At 42.0% G+C, this 14,494-nt stretch carries 14 protein-coding genes and 3 pseudogenes; 2 read left to right on the forward strand and 15 right to left on the reverse strand.

All coding sequences use genetic code 11. The features are described 5' to 3' along the window. Nucleotides 1-12: 12 nt before the first annotated feature. The 9 genes and pseudogenes from hisG to AC04Q6_RS01975 all read right to left on the reverse strand — a co-directional run bounded on the left by hisG (nt 13) and on the right by AC04Q6_RS01975 (nt 9,054). The gene (hisG, locus tag AC04Q6_RS01935; RefSeq protein ID WP_118062901.1) at nt 13-651 is read right to left on the reverse strand and encodes an ATP phosphoribosyltransferase; all 639 of its coding nucleotides are present in this window, start codon (nt 649-651) and stop codon (nt 13-15) included. Further along, a complete protein-coding gene (hisZ, locus tag AC04Q6_RS01940) occupies nt 651-1,772 on the reverse strand; it encodes an ATP phosphoribosyltransferase regulatory subunit (protein WP_118071440.1) in 1,122 nt (373 codons plus the stop codon). The genes hisG and hisZ overlap by 1 nt, the downstream gene beginning before the upstream one ends. Nucleotides 1,773-1,880: 108 nt before the next feature. Continuing rightward, nucleotides 1,881-2,414, reverse strand: a complete 534-nt coding sequence (locus AC04Q6_RS01945; protein WP_021976574.1) for a Holliday junction resolvase RecU — start codon at nt 2,412-2,414, stop codon at nt 1,881-1,883. Nucleotides 2,415-2,430: 16 nt separating this feature from the next. Beyond that, the gene (gene lepB / locus AC04Q6_RS01950; RefSeq protein ID WP_021976573.1) at nt 2,431-2,988 is read right to left on the reverse strand and encodes a signal peptidase I; all 558 of its coding nucleotides are present in this window, start codon (nt 2,986-2,988) and stop codon (nt 2,431-2,433) included. Continuing rightward, the gene (locus tag AC04Q6_RS01955; protein ID WP_118071441.1) at nt 2,972-3,940 is read right to left on the reverse strand and encodes an RluA family pseudouridine synthase; all 969 of its coding nucleotides are present in this window, start codon (nt 3,938-3,940) and stop codon (nt 2,972-2,974) included. The genes lepB and AC04Q6_RS01955 overlap by 17 nt, the downstream gene beginning before the upstream one ends. Nucleotides 3,941-3,953: 13 nt before the next feature. After that, nucleotides 3,954-4,574, reverse strand: coding sequence for a hypothetical protein (locus AC04Q6_RS01960; protein WP_021976571.1), 621 nt, complete (start codon nt 4,572-4,574; stop codon nt 3,954-3,956). Continuing rightward, nucleotides 4,537-6,456, reverse strand: coding sequence for a YgiQ family radical SAM protein (locus AC04Q6_RS01965; RefSeq protein ID WP_118062909.1), 1,920 nt, complete (start codon nt 6,454-6,456; stop codon nt 4,537-4,539). Before AC04Q6_RS01965 ends, AC04Q6_RS01960 begins: the two co-directional genes overlap by 38 nt. 48 nt (nt 6,457-6,504) lie before the next feature. Continuing rightward, a pseudogene (locus AC04Q6_RS01970) lies at nt 6,505-7,318 on the reverse strand (GTP pyrophosphokinase). A 290-nt stretch (nt 7,319-7,608) separates the two neighbouring features. Continuing rightward, nucleotides 7,609-9,054: an aminoacyl-histidine dipeptidase gene (locus AC04Q6_RS01975; RefSeq protein ID WP_118071442.1), complete on the reverse strand. Its 1,446-nt coding sequence runs from the start codon at nt 9,052-9,054 to the stop codon at nt 7,609-7,611. Nucleotides 9,055-9,214: 160 nt separating this feature from the next. Here AC04Q6_RS01975 and AC04Q6_RS01980 point away from each other — a divergent pair, with 160 nt between their 5' ends. Beyond that, nucleotides 9,215-10,072, forward strand: a complete 858-nt coding sequence (locus tag AC04Q6_RS01980; protein WP_476389498.1) for a hypothetical protein — start codon at nt 9,215-9,217, stop codon at nt 10,070-10,072. Here the strand turns inward: AC04Q6_RS01980 and AC04Q6_RS01985 are convergent. From AC04Q6_RS01985 to AC04Q6_RS02005, 5 genes and pseudogenes are all read right to left on the reverse strand, one after another. Then, nucleotides 10,049-10,687: a hypothetical protein gene (locus AC04Q6_RS01985; protein ID WP_021976566.1), complete on the reverse strand. Its 639-nt coding sequence runs from the start codon at nt 10,685-10,687 to the stop codon at nt 10,049-10,051. The genes AC04Q6_RS01980 and AC04Q6_RS01985 overlap by 24 nt on opposite strands. A gap of 21 nt (nt 10,688-10,708) precedes the next feature. Further along, nucleotides 10,709-11,194: pseudogene (coaD, locus tag AC04Q6_RS01990) on the reverse strand (pantetheine-phosphate adenylyltransferase); the annotation flags it as partial. A gap of 15 nt (nt 11,195-11,209) precedes the next feature. Next, nucleotides 11,210-11,758 (reverse strand): 16S rRNA (guanine(966)-N(2))-methyltransferase RsmD, encoded by a 549-nt coding sequence (gene rsmD, locus AC04Q6_RS01995; RefSeq protein WP_021976564.1) that lies wholly within the window; start codon nt 11,756-11,758, stop codon nt 11,210-11,212. Further along, nucleotides 11,755-12,150, reverse strand: a complete 396-nt coding sequence (locus AC04Q6_RS02000) for a methylglyoxal synthase (protein WP_021976563.1) — start codon at nt 12,148-12,150, stop codon at nt 11,755-11,757. The genes rsmD and AC04Q6_RS02000 overlap by 4 nt, the downstream gene beginning before the upstream one ends. A gap of 183 nt (nt 12,151-12,333) precedes the next feature. Further along, nucleotides 12,334-12,969: pseudogene (locus tag AC04Q6_RS02005) on the reverse strand (DNA/RNA non-specific endonuclease); the annotation flags it as partial. Nucleotides 12,970-13,407: 438 nt separating this feature from the next. On the opposite strand from AC04Q6_RS02005, the gene AC04Q6_RS02010 reads away from it, so the two are divergent. Next, complete coding sequence (locus AC04Q6_RS02010) at nt 13,408-13,638, forward strand: alpha/beta-type small acid-soluble spore protein (RefSeq protein ID WP_118062917.1); 231 nt, start codon at nt 13,408-13,410, stop codon at nt 13,636-13,638. 120 nt (nt 13,639-13,758) lie between these two features. Here the strand turns inward: AC04Q6_RS02010 and AC04Q6_RS02015 are convergent, their stop codons facing one another. Then, on the reverse strand, nt 13,759-14,382 hold the full coding sequence (locus tag AC04Q6_RS02015; protein ID WP_021976560.1) for a GDSL-type esterase/lipase family protein: 624 nt from the start codon (nt 14,380-14,382) through the stop codon (nt 13,759-13,761). Nucleotides 14,383-14,494: the final 112 nt, after the last annotated feature.

Below are 14,494 nucleotides of genomic sequence, written 5' to 3' on the forward strand. Positions count from 1 at the left end.
CAGCTTCACAGCTTATTTGACAACGTTTCGAAGTTCTGTGATCAGTTTACGGATCCTTTCATCTTCCATTTTCATGCTGACCTGGTTGACTACCATACGGGCAGACAGCGGGCAGACTTCCTCCAACACCTTCAGACCATTCTCGCGAAGGGTACTTCCTGTTTCCACGATATCCACGATGACTTCGGAAAGACCTACGATCGGTGCAAGCTCAATGGAACCATTCAGTTTGATGATCTCCACAGTCTGGTGTTTTTTATTATAGAAGTAATCCTTTGCTATGTTCGGGTATTTGGTAGCAACACGGATCAGCTGGTTGTTATTTAAAACTTCTCTGGCGCTTTCCGGGCCACATACGCACATGCGGCATGCTCCGAATCCCAGATCCATAACTTCGTAAAGTTTTCTTCCCTCTTCCAGAATGGTATCCTTACCTACGATACCAATATCTGCGGCACCGTACTCTACATAAGTCGGCACATCCGGGCCTTTCGCAAGGAAAAACCTGAGTTTCAGTTCCTCATTGGTAAAGATCAGTTTACGGGAATCCTTGTCACGCATCTCCTCACATGTAATACCGATCTTTTCAAACATATCCAGTGTTTTGTTGGCCAGACGCCCTTTTGTGAGGGCAAATGTAAGATATCTCATTATTCCTGCTCCTCCTTTTTCGGGCATAATGCCACTTTTTTACCTTCTCCTCGAAGTGTAATTGCTTCCTGGATCGCTTTTTTCAGCTCTCCCGGAGCATAGGTGATCACAACGGTCTTATCACCGGATGGAACGGTCAGTTTCTGTCTGGAAAGAGCAAGCATCAGGTTATCAACCACAATGGCAAATCCGATGGAAGAAGCCGGTTTTCCGAAATGTTTCATCAGCTCGTTATAACGTCCACCTTTGATCAGTGGTTCGCCGGTTCCATATGTATAAGCCTGGAAAATGATTCCTGTATAATAACGGAATTTACTGAGCATTCCAAAATCAAAAGCAATGTATTTCTCACAGCCATATACTTTCAGGATCTCGTAGATCTCTTCCAGACGTTTTACTGCGAAAAGTGCCTCCGGATTGGAGGTAAGTTTTTTTGCTTTTTCCAGAACTTCCACGGAACCGAACATCTGCGGCAGTTCCGCAAAAGCTTCGGAAAGGCTCTCGCTTAAATTCTGTCCCTTCAGAAGTTCTTCCACACCAAAATAATTCTTCTGGGAGATCAGTTCACGAAGATGTTCTTCCATCTCCGGTTCCAGATCTGCTTCTGCAAGCAGGGATTTATAATAATCTACCTGACCCACACTAACCTGGAATTCTGTAAGTCCTGCTGCTTTCAGGCACTCTACTGTCATGGCAAGGATCTCCGCATCTGCTGCTGCGGAATCATCTCCCATATGCTCCACACCCATCTGGGTATTTTCTTTCATCTGTCCTCTGTAACTGGAATTGTTGATAAATGTATTTCCTGTATAACAAAGTCTTACCGGTCCCTTTTCCGGATCAAAATATGTAGCACACGCTCTGGAAACCGATGGTGTGAAGTCAGGCCTTAGAACAAGGGTATTTCCCTCTCTGTCAAAAAATTTATAAAGATCTTTGGATGGGATTGTTCCCACTTCATTACTGAACACTTCAAAGTATTCAAATCCCGGTGTTTCTATATCTTCATATCCATATCTTGAAAACACCTGGTGGAGCTCCCTCTGGAGCCGTTTTTTGCGGCTGCATTCCTCTCCATAAATGTCCCGCACACCTTCAGGTGTATGAAAAATACGCTGCATGTTCATTTCCTCCGTAACACTTTTTGAATTTTCTGCGTTTCGCTTTAGTTCGCTACCATGCTACCACAGAAAACTTAAATTTGATTATATAGGAAACTTTTCCAAAAGTCAATCCCGTAATTGCAGATCTTTCTGGATCCCCTCCAGATAAGGAACCAGAAATCCGCTTTTTGCCGGAAGATAAAATTCCTCGTCCAATTCTTCCCGGCGGAAACTTTTTCGTCCGCCCTCTTCCATCCGTTTCCAGAATTCTTTCAGTTTGCGTAAAGTAAGATAATAAAAAACATTATCTGCGCTGAAATAGATCAGAAAAAAAGAAATCCCCTTCTGCTTCTCAAACTCCTCCATAAAAGCTACCTGATGAGGATGAATGTTTGCAAGGGGAAAGGTCTTTACACAGCATTCTTTGGCATCGAAGCAGACAGGAATTCCCTGCACTGCTCCGATATAATCTACAGTACTTTTCTGTTCAAAATATGCCAGTGTGATATGTCTTGTATTCTTGTCCATTTTTACCGGCGTGATGGGAGTTGGAATTTTCTGGATCAGAGCCAGTCCTTTTTCGCGGTACTGCTCATTGGTACGATTGACAAGTTCCTCCAAAGTGGAGCCTCGAAGCCCTCTGCTGTTCCACGTTGCCATAAAATAAAACCCTTCTTTAATTCAAAAGCTTGATGGACGGGAAATAACGGATCTCCGCTTTTCCAACAATCTGATCGAAACGCACAAAAGTATTGGTCCAGTATCTGGAATCCTTTGAATTGTTTCGGTTATCGCCCATCATAAAGTAACAATTCTCCGGTACTTCATAAGGGCCGAAACTTCCAAGCGGTGTCTCCGGTACATAGGAATCTTCCAGTGGCGTTTCCGAATCATTGATATAAACTTTACCATCTATAATCTCAACTTTGTCTCCCGGAAGTCCGATAATACGTTTGATAAACAGCTGGGATTCGTCATCCGGATACTTAAAGATCACAATATCAAAACGCTCCGGATCTTTCCATTTCTTGGATATTTCATTTCCAAATACATTCATATTAAAACCATACGCCAGGCGAAAACCAAAGATCCGGTCACCGGTCATGATGGTATTTTCCATGGATTCCGACGGAATCTTTGCATTGATCAGTACCACATTGTTGATAACAAGGACCACCACTACCACAATGATGATCATTTTTACATAATCCCACACTTCATTCCAGATTTTCATAATAAATTTCCTCCAACTGCTCCTCTTTTAATGTTCTGAGAAAGATTTCCGGTATCGGCGCTGTGAAGGTCTTTCCGGAAAGATAAGAAAGTGTTCCTGTAAGAACCGGAAACTCCATGCAGAAAGAATGCAGAAGCTGTCCTTTCAGATTGCTTTCATTTTTTCCGTACTTTGGATCACCCACGATCGAATGCCCTTCTGATGCAAGATGTGCACGGATCTGATGTGCACGTCCTGTGATCAGTTCTACCTTAAGAAGAGTCCGTTTTCCATTGTTACCAAGCGGAAAATATCGGGTCTCCACAGGAAGAGTATTCTCTTTCTCCTGTTTGTATATTGTTACTTTATTATTTTTTTTATCTTTGGAAAGATATCCTTTGATATATTTTTCCTGTTCCAGTACACCCTCCACAAGACACAGATAATACTTATGGAGATTTCTGGATTTAAACATTTCCGAGAGTTCCTGAAGACCGGCAAGACTTTTTCCGGCTGCGATCAGCCCGGTAGTGTTGCGATCCAGACGGTTACACACAGATGGCCGAAAAGTTCTTAAATCCTCCTCTGTAAGGCTTCCAGTTTCCAGAAGATACCCGGTCAGATATTCCACCAGTGACGGAGTGCCATCATCTCCGGGCTGGGAAAGCATCCCTGACGGTTTGTTGATCAGAAGGATATTCTCATCTTCATAAATAATGTCCAGTTTATGATATGCCCTGGGAGCTTTATCGGTACCGCTGAATTTCTCGAAAGTTTCATCACTTAAAAATAACTTCACATGATCACCAGAAAGCAGTTTCTCATTTCCGTTTGCTTTTTTTCCGTTAAGTGTAATATTTTTTTTACGCATCATTTTGTAAAAAAAACTTTTTGGCGCTTCTTTAAGAAGCTTGGCCAGATATTTGTCAAAGCGTTGTCCGGCCTCATTTTCATTAATGATAAATTCTTTCATTATAACAGTGCTCCTACAGACAGATTGCCAGGATCGTATGTTTGATCAGCTCTTCCCTGGAAAGATCCGGATACCGTTCATCTGGTGTAAACTTGATTCCATTCCGTAAAGATTCTTTATGTTCATTCATAGAATCCAGACGTTCCAGATAGGGCTTCAGATCTTTCAGGATCTTTACATCTACTTTATAACCGTTTTTGCGGACAATCTTCTGAGACTGTTCTGCAAGATACGATATATCCACCTTTGGATCACTGGTATATCCCACAACCGTATTTCCACATACAGCCACAGCATCAAGATAACCGCTCTTTTCATAAAAAGTCATATACATTTCATATGCCATCACAAGATCACCGGCATGTTTCCGGATTTCTTCATACAGTTTCCTGTCCATAGGATGCCGCATCAGGATCATGATCAGGCTTACCATGGATTTACAGCCAGGAAGACATCCTACAACCGTCAGAACTGTCCAGACAGTCATCCTTGTACCATTGACCGCCCATGCTACGAAAAAAACGAGAAGCGGAAGCGAAAATAATCCAGCTGTGATCAGAAGTCTTCGCTTCTTTTCGCTACTGAAATAGCCAAAATCACCTTTTTTTGTTTTTCTTTTTCTGGTATTTTTCATGTGCCGAACTCCTTGTCTGTGTTTTTAGATTTCTTCGATCTGTACTTCTGCTTTCAGGATTTTTTCCTTTGGAATTTTTTCTCCGAAGTTCTCTTGGATGGATCAGGCACTTTGGTCCAAAACCTACCAGATCCATACGTCCGGTCATTTTAAGTCCCTCGAGGATCAGTTCCCGGTTCTCCGGATTTTTGTACTGCATCAGAGCACGCTGAATTGCCTTTTCATGAGGATTTTTCGGAACATAAACTTTCTCTCCGGTCAGAGGATGTATTCCCGTATAATACATACAGGTAGAAAGAGTTGAAGGTGTCGGGTAAAAATCCTGCACCTGTTCCGGTGTAAATCCAAGATCACGAACATATTCCGCAAGTTTTACAGCTTCCTTCATGGTACATCCCGGATGAGATGACATAAAATAAGGAACTGCATACTGCTGCTTGCCTGTGCGGGCATTGGCCGTTTCATATTCTTTCAGAAAACTTTCGTAAACTGCATGTTTCGGTTTTCCCATATATTTCAGCACTTCATCAGAAACATGTTCCGGTGCCACACGCAGCTGGCCGCTGACATGATATTTTACAAGCTCATTCAGAAAAGTTTTATCCGGATCTGCCACCATGTAATCAAAACGAATACCGGAACGGATAAATACTTTTTTGACTTTTGGTAAATTCCGAACTTTTCGTAAAAGCTGCAGATAATCTTTATGATCCACCGTCAGATTTTTACACGGAGAAGGAAACAGGCACTGGCGTTCCCTGCAGACTCCTTTTGTCAGCTGTTTCTTACAGGAGGGATGTCGAAAATCCGCAGTAGGACCTCCCACATCATGAATATAGCCTTTAAAATCTGGGTCCTCTGTCATTTTTTCTGCTTCTCTCAGAATGGATTCATGGCTTCTTGTCTGAAGAATGCGGCCCTGATGGAAAGTCAGCGCACAGAAATTACAGCTGCCAAAACAGCCTCTGTTGCTGGTCAGACTGAACTTGATCTCTTTCAGTGCCGGAATCCCTCCGTCTTTTTTATACATGGGATGATACTGGCCTGTGTAAGGCAGGTCATAAACATCATCCATTTCCATCTGTGTCAGAGGCTTCGCCGGAGGATTCTGGATCACATAGCCGCGGTTTCCATAAGATTCCACCAGCGGCTTTGCAGTGAATGGATCCGTGTTGCGATATTGGATGGCAAAACTGTCCGCATAAGCTTTTTTGTCTGACTGAACCTGTTCAAAAGCCGGAAGGATCACGGGTTCGTAGACTCTGTTAATATCATGGCTTTTAAAAACAGTACCTGCCACATAAGTAATCTCCTGTACCGGAATTCCGCTTTGCAGTGCCTCGGCAATTTCCAGGATCGAGTGTTCTCCCATTCCATAAGAAATAAGATCTGCTCCGGAATCAATAAGAATACTGTGCTTGACTTTGTTTTCCCAATAATCATAATGTGCCATTCTGCGAAGGCTGGCTTCAATTCCGCCCAGAATGATAGGCGTATGTTTATAGCTCTGACGAATCAGATTGCTGTATACCACACTTGCCCGATCTGGTCTTAATCCCATTTTTCCCCCGGGAGAATAGGCATCTGTACTTCTGTGTTTCTTGGAAACAGTATAATGATTCACCATGGAATCCATGTTTCCTGCTGTAACGAGAAAACCCAGGCGCGGTTCCCCGAACACCTGGATACTCTCTTTCTTTCGCCAGTCCGGCTGTGGGATCATCCCTACACGGTAGCCTCTGCTTTCCAGAAGACGTCCGATGATAGCTGATCCAAAAGACGGATGATCTACATAGGCATCGCCTGTCACATAGACAAAATCAACCGTATCCCAGCCTTTTGACTTCATATCTTCCCTTGTAACCGGTAAAAAATCCTGCATTTATAATTCCTCATATGTATTATGTGCTTACTGCTTCTGGTCTATCTATTACATGCTATGATGTACAGCCTGGGCACGGTATCCCTCGGCAATAATATCCAACTGTCTGTGGAATCGCTCCAGCTGACGTAAATCTTTGGTTTTGAATACTCTTAAAAATTCATCCTGAATCTTGCTGACTTCCCGTTCGCTGGAAACACGGTAAAGATTCTCAATATTATTCAAAATATCCTTCACAAGATTGGATTGCATCTGTGAAGAATTCTGTGCATCCATGATCTCATTCCGGACAGAAGACATTTCATGATCCAGGGAAATGATGGCATCTGATGCTTTGCTGAGACGTTCTGCGACATGCGGCGGCATGTCGCCTTTATATTTATATTGAAGAGAATGCTCAATGGTAGCCCAGAAATTCATTGCCATCGTACGGATCTGAACTTCCACCTGAAGTCTCTTGGGGCCGTCGGATCGTCTCTACTATATAGTAAAGGATCATGTGATAACTCCGATAACCGCTCTGTTTAATATGAGTCAGATAGTTCTTCTCACTTTTTACTTCCATATCTGTTCTTCTTCGGATGATTGCAGCGACTGTATCAATATCTTCTTCAAACTGACAGATGATCCGGACACCTGCAAGGTCTTCCACCTCGGTTTCCATCTGTTCAATAGGAATATGTTTGCGCTGCATTTTCTCCAGAATACTGGATACACTTTTTACTCTTCCACTGACTTGTTCAATGGGTGAATATCGATCATTCTCACGGTATTCTTCTATCATATGTTCAAATTTGACTGTCAGTTCCTTGACAGCCAGCTCGTAAGGGCACAGAATACTTCGCCATAACTGTATTTCCATGTTGCTCGCTCCTTATTATCTGCCGTCAGTCTCTTATTTTTTGTTGTGGTGATGGCGGCATACATTTTTTATTATAACATATGTTTTGAAAAAATAGGGATTCTTTATCAATTTTTTATTAAAAAATTATAGAAAAATTTTCTTTTTTGTGTGATGCATCCACAAAGCTATATATATGCAGGAATGAATATTTTATGAATTTTTTGCTCATTTTTTCAGAAATCAGAAAAAGCCCTGAAGAGAAACATGTTTCTGCTTCAGGGCAAAAGATACCGTTGATCCGGTTATGATCAGTCTTTCAGATTTTCAAGAACCTTTACAAGGTAATTCCATACTCTTTCTGTGGAAGCGATACTTAATACTTCTTCCGATGTATGAATATCCTTCATATCCGGTCCAAGAGATACACAGTCAAGGCCTTCCATTTTTTTGTAGAAAAGCCCGCATTCAAGACCTGCATGGATTGCCACAACTTCCGGTTTATGGCCATACATTTCTTCAAAAATCTCCACCATCTTATCTCTTAATGGAGAATCTTTCCGGTATTCCCATGCAGGATATGCACCCTGTACTTCATAATCTCCCCCAAGAAACTCTGTAAGATATTCGATTTTATCAGATATTGCGCTGCATGCCGCATCTACGGAACTTCTTACACTTGAACTTGCAAAGAGCTCGTCCTCATCCAACCGAAGAATTCCGATATTACTGGATGATTCCACCAGACCTTTAATAGTCCCACTCATTTTCTGGATTCCAAATGGTACATTCTGAAGATAGAATACAATCTTCTCCTGGCTTGTAGGATGAAGGACCTGAGCTGTCTCTACTCCATTCTCTTTCACTTCAATGGTAATATTCTCATCAGAGCCGGTATATTCCTCCCTGATCTGCTCCTGGAGTTCTTTTGCGTATGCTTTTACTTCTTCTGGTGCATCAGTCAGAAACTCTGTGATGCATTCTCTCGTAATGGCATTATCCTTCTGGCCACCTGTAAGAGAAATCACTGCATAATCTGCCTTTTTCTTAAGGCCATAAAGGAAACGTCCCATCAGCTTGTTGGCGTTAGCTCTGTTTTTATCAATCTCAGCACCGGAATGTCCGCCCATAAGTCCGCAGACCTTAACCTGTATCTTAGTTCCCTCGCCCTCGACGCGCTGAACCGGAATATGACTGATCCCTGAAAGGCCACCTGCGCAACTGATCCAGAGACTTCCCTCTGCCTCAGAATCCAGATTGATAAATCTTCTGCCTTTCAGTACGCTGCAATCCAGTCCTACTGCACCAAGAAGGCCAATCTCTTCATCAACCGTAAATAACACTTCAAGTGGTGGATGCGGAATATCTGTACTCTCAAGAAGAGCAAGGCCATAGGCAACAGCAATACCATCATCTCCGCCAAGAGTTGTTCCATTAGCAGTTACATAACCGTCTTTTACAGAAATATTTAATCCGTCTTTTGTAAAATCATGTTCTACATTCGGACGTTTCTCACATACCATATCCATATGGCCCTGAATGATAACTGTCGGAGAATTTTCATATCCTGACGTACCTGGTTTATAGATGATCACGTTATTCATTTCATCCTGTACGTATTTAAACCCGTGATCTTTCGCAAAATTCACAAGAAAATCACTGATCTGTTTCGTATTTCCGGAACCGTGAGGAATCTTACAGATCTCCTCAAAATAATGAAAGACTCTCTTAGGTTCACAATTCTCTAATGCTGGCATAAATTCTGCCTCCTTCTGCTCCATAAATTCATTTATTTTTATAATAATCATATACTGTAAAAAAAGCAAGGCCGGGATCTTATGAAATCGAAAATATTAACACTTTTCAGTATCTGTCTGCTGTTTTTTCTGCTTCTTCACCCGGACGAAGGGCTCCTGGGTGCCAGGGACGGATTCGACGCTGTGGCTGAATGTTATGCTTCCAACCCTGCTTCCCTTCCTGATCTTCACCGGAATTCTTTTAAAAGCCGGAAATCTCACAAAACTCCTGAATCCATTTTCCCTTCTGTGGGAAAAATGTTTCGGTCTTTCTCCAGCCGGAGCCTATGTTCTGATTCTGGGTTTTCTGTGCGGTTACCCTATGGGAGCAAAGATTGCCCATGATCTTTACATAAATGATCAGATTTCCAAAAAAGAAGGCGAATATCTTCTTTCTTTTTCCTGCAACGCCAGTCCTGCTTTCGTTGTTTCCTATCTGACCGGCAGCATTTTGCAGAACAGAATCCATCCGATGCAGATAGTCCTGATCCTGTTAACTGCTGATCTTTTCTGCATGCTTTCTTTTCGATTTCTGATATATCATGGAAACACACTGACTCCTGCCAAAGTTAAATCCATAAAAAAAGAGACATACCAGCAGGACTCCACAGGAGTCATCCTGGATGTCTCGATCATGAACGGATTTGAAACCATCACACGGCTCGGGGGCTATATTCTGATATTTTCATTGGTATTTACATGTATCAGACATTACTGGCCATTCTCCGAACAGACCAGTATCCTGTTTACAAGTCCCATCGAGCTGACCACAGGATTACAGCAGATCGCTCACTCTCGGTATTCATGGAGATTTCGCTGTATATCCTCCATAACTCTTACCGCATTCGGTGGGCTCTGCGTTATGTTCCAGACAAAAAGTGTACTGGAAAACCGATTATCACTGTTTCCTTATGTTACATCCAAATGTCTGAATACATCCCTGGTTTTCCTGTTCTTAGTTCTCTCCGATATCGTCTAACAGTTCATCCTCATCACTATCACTGGAAGCACTGTCTTCGTCCTGGAAAGTATTGGAAATTGCAGCTGCCTGTGCAGTCTGTGGCGCAAGTTCCTGTCGGTTATGGTTTACAACTTCAAGACAACTCTGCAGTGCATCGATAAATGCTTTATATTTACCGCCGGCATCCTCAAGTGTCTGGTTCAGAACAGAACCAATATTCGCCATCATATCATCTGTATATGTGATCGCACTGAGACGGATACTGTTGGCATCCTGTGTTGCAGAATCAAGGATCTCCTGAGCCTGCTTGTTGGCAGCATTGATCGTTTCATTTGCCTGTGCATACGCCTTCTGCATGATCTCATGCTGTGTAACCAGCTCCTGTGCTTTCGTCTGCGCATCTGCGATCAGGCTGTCAGCCTTGGACTGTGCATCCTCAAGGATTGCATCCTTATTGCTGATGATCTTCTGATAACGTTTGATCTCATCTGGAGTTTTCAGACGCAGTTCACGTAAAAGTTCCTCAATCTCTTCTTTATTCACTACGATCTTGGTAGTGGAAAGAGGCTGAAATTTACAGCTGTCCACATACTCTTCAATCTCCTGAATGATCTGTTCAATTCTGCTGCTCATAAATACACTCTCCTTATTTCTCTGTTTCTCTTTTTTCAATTTTTCTTCGACTGCTTCCGTAATCTCACTTGGAGCAAACTTACTCAGATCTCCTCCGAAATTCGCAACCTCTTTCATGATCGTGGAGCTTAAGTATGCATATTCCAGACTGGTTGTGAGAAAAACGGTATCCACATCCGGTGCAAGAACACGGTTGGTCTGCGCCATCTGCAGCTCGTATTCAAAATCCGTGACAGCACGAAGACCGCGAACGATCACCTGGGCATGATTCTCCCTGGCAAAGTTCACAGACAGGCCCTCAAATGCTTTCACCTCCACATTCGGGATATCTTTTGTTGCCTTTGCTAGTATCTTAACACGTTCTTCCACAGAAAACAACGGACTTTTTGCAGAATTGTGCAAAACGCCCACTATAACCCGGTCAAAAGAAATGCTTGCTCGTTTAATAATATCAAGATGACCATAAGTTGCCGGGTCAAAACTTCCTGGGTATACGGCTGTTATCATATGTCTGTCTCGCTTTCATTTTTTTAGGAAAACATGCTTATTTGTTTTATATTCCTTGGAACGTATCAGATGATAGCCCAGTTCCTCCACATAAGAAAAATCCGTGTAAAGATCTTCTTCTATGATAATAAGCGTGTTCTCGTTTGCAAGAGTACTGTCAGCCAGATATTCGAGAACCGGCTGCTCCAGATGCTGTTCATAAGGTGCATCCATAAAGATACAGTCAAAAGGTTCTCCACCTTCCAGTGAACGCAACGCCTGCAGTACATCCATGTTCAGCAGTTTACCACCTTCAGAGAGTTTTGTAAATGAAAGATTTTCACGGATACATGCACATGCCTTGGGATTTTTTTCAACAAATACTGCATAATCAGCGCCTCGGCTCAATGCCTCGATACCAATAGCTCCGCTTCCGGAAAAAAGATCCAGGAACCTGCAACCTGGTATTTCAGGCTGGAGAATGTTAAAAAGAGTTTCCTTAATACGGTCTGTTGTTGGTCTTGTCTCATTTCCGGGAATTGTTTTTAAATTTAATCTACGTGCTTTTCCTGCTATTACTCTCATTTCAGATTTAATCTCCAATCCAGATCACCACGGGCCAGTCCGAGAATCAAAAGCTCCGCAGTGGCAATATTTGTAGCAACCGGAATATTATACTGGTCGCATCGTTTAACAATACTCATGATATCCGGTTCTGCCGGATCCATCATGACAGGATTATAAAACAGGATCACCATATCCAGATCCTGTCTTTCTACCATCTCCATAAACTGCTTGTCTCCGCCAATGCTTCCGGCAAGAAACTTATGGACATGAAGGCTGGTCGCTTCCTCAATTCTTCTTCCCGTTGTTCCGGTTGCATATACTTCGTGTTTGGCAAGGATATTCTTATATGCAATACAGAAGTCTTCAATCAGAACTTTCTTACTGTTATGTGCAATAATTCCTAAATTCATAATTCACCTCTCCATTCTGACCTCGGGTTACATCCCTTTTTCTCCACTGTATAGCGGTAAAACCATATAACTCTGTAATTGATTTTAGCATATCGCCCAAAAAAGTGCAATTTAATTCATACAAATTCATGAAAAATTAATATTTTCTCTTTCGGGATTCCTGTGAATTTATGGTTGCTGCCAGCTGTTTCCGGTTTGATAATCAATTTCTATTCCCGGCTGTACGTTATATACAAAAACGTGAAAGGCTACGTTCTGATCCTTTACAGATTCCGCTTCCATTTCCACACCGCGGGCCACAAGTTCTTTTCCTGCAAAAATCGGAGTAACGCGATACATACAGGGATTCCCGGTACTGTGTACATAATCTGCCACTTCATTCTCAAAAGGCAACATTCCGGTTACATTAAGATATCGGGTTCCCGTGATCAGATTTTTTTCATTTGCATTCTCCCCGGTAAGCTGATAACCGATCAGATGACAGCGATTATAAAGATATCTGCCATCTACATTATCATATTTTACTGTATGCCAGCCCGTTGGTTTGATCATTCCGATAGCACCTCGTTCCTCTGTCGGCATCAGCTGGGGTGTGATCTTGGATTCCGCATATCCACATCGTCCAAGAGCATCCAGTTCGCTGTAAAATTCATATGCAGGGCCATTTTTCTTTTCTGCTGAAAATTCCGGAATATTTCCATCAAGCTCTACACAAGGACTTCCACTGTATTCCGGTATATTTTCCAGCGAAATATCTGCATTCTGTCCTCCGGCCTGATTTCCTGTCTGCTCCAGTATTTTATAAGCTGTGTGGGAAATCGCTTCGGATATATTTTCTGAAAAATTTTTTGTATTTTCTTCTATATATGTAAAAAATATATTACAAAAAATCTCGCTCTGTTCCCTGGCTTTATCCAGGCTGTCCGGCGGTTTCCAGCCATTACACAGTGCAATGGTAATACAAAGTATCAATCCTGTTATGATCTTTTTTGCTGGCTGTTTTTTTCTTTTTGATTTTCGTCTGTATGTGGGATAGCGCTTCTTTTTCACAAAATCCCCCTTTACTTATCTGCCAGATATTATATGCACCACAGAAAATATTATAACTTCTGTTTTTTATAAAAACAACCATACATTCGATTTTAATTTTTTATATTATTCTGTAAATTTCCTTTAACTGCCAGTGTATTATTTCCGCTATTTCATATACTAGCAATGTAACATCAAACCAAACAACAACCAAGGAGGAAATGAATTATGCCAAGTAACACTTCTTCTAACAAAGCAGTTGTACCAGAAGCAAAAGGCGCACTTGACCGTTTCAAATATGAGGTAGCAAACGAGCTGGGTGTTCCGCTTACAGATGGATACAATGGTAACCTTACTTCCAAACAGAACGGTTCTGTTGGTGGATATATGGTAAAAAAGATGATTGAAGCTCAGGAACGCCAGATGTCCAGCGGTTCTCAGGGCAGCCAGCAGTACTAATCCGATTTAAGTAAATCCATTGCCATGTAAAGCTGAAAAGTTTATGCAGTAAAAAATGCTGTCTGACAAAATCCGTGTTGTCAGACAGCATTTACTGTATTTGAAAATCCTATTCATTTCCTACAAAAACTTTCTGATCTTTTGATATACTACTTCCGCAAATTCTTTATGACCAGATGCATTGAGGTGTTCCTGATCAGCCTCACAGCAATGTACATAAGCCGCTGCCGGAAGAAATTCAATCTGACGTTCTTTTGCTATTTTTTCGTATACAGACTGGAGATTTCTGGATACGGCCACCGACTCTCTGGAAAACTCCTGATCGTAGCCTTCCTGCCATACTTTTTCCCCAAGATAAATCGGTGACATCAGAAGAACCTTCGCTTTTGGAGCATATTCCTGAATCTGATCCAGAAGTCGAAGAATCCCCTTTCCGATCACATCTGCAGATGCTCCGAAAACTGTTTTGCAGTCATTGGTTCCCAGCATAAGAGTGATCACATCTACCTGTGCATGTGTTTCCAGCAAAGTTGGCAGAAGTGCTGTCCCCTTCCGTCCATCACGAAGTGGATCTTCAAAAACAGTCGTCCGTCCACATAACCCTTCTTCAATCACTCTGTATTTTTCTTTGTTTAATTTTTCCTGAAGAAGACTTGTCCAGCGCACACCCCAGGGCAGCCGTTCTCTGCTTTCTCCGTCGTATCCCCAGGTATTGGAATCTCCAAAGCATAAAATCTGTTTCATATATATTTCCTATTTTCATATCTGTTTACTATGTTTATGTATTGAAGATATCGTATCATACTCTTTTTTCTTCGTCAAATATGCAAAAGAAATAGCCTGCCATAGGCTAATC

The sequence above is a fragment of the Blautia sp. HA9023 genome, from assembly GCF_056504095.1.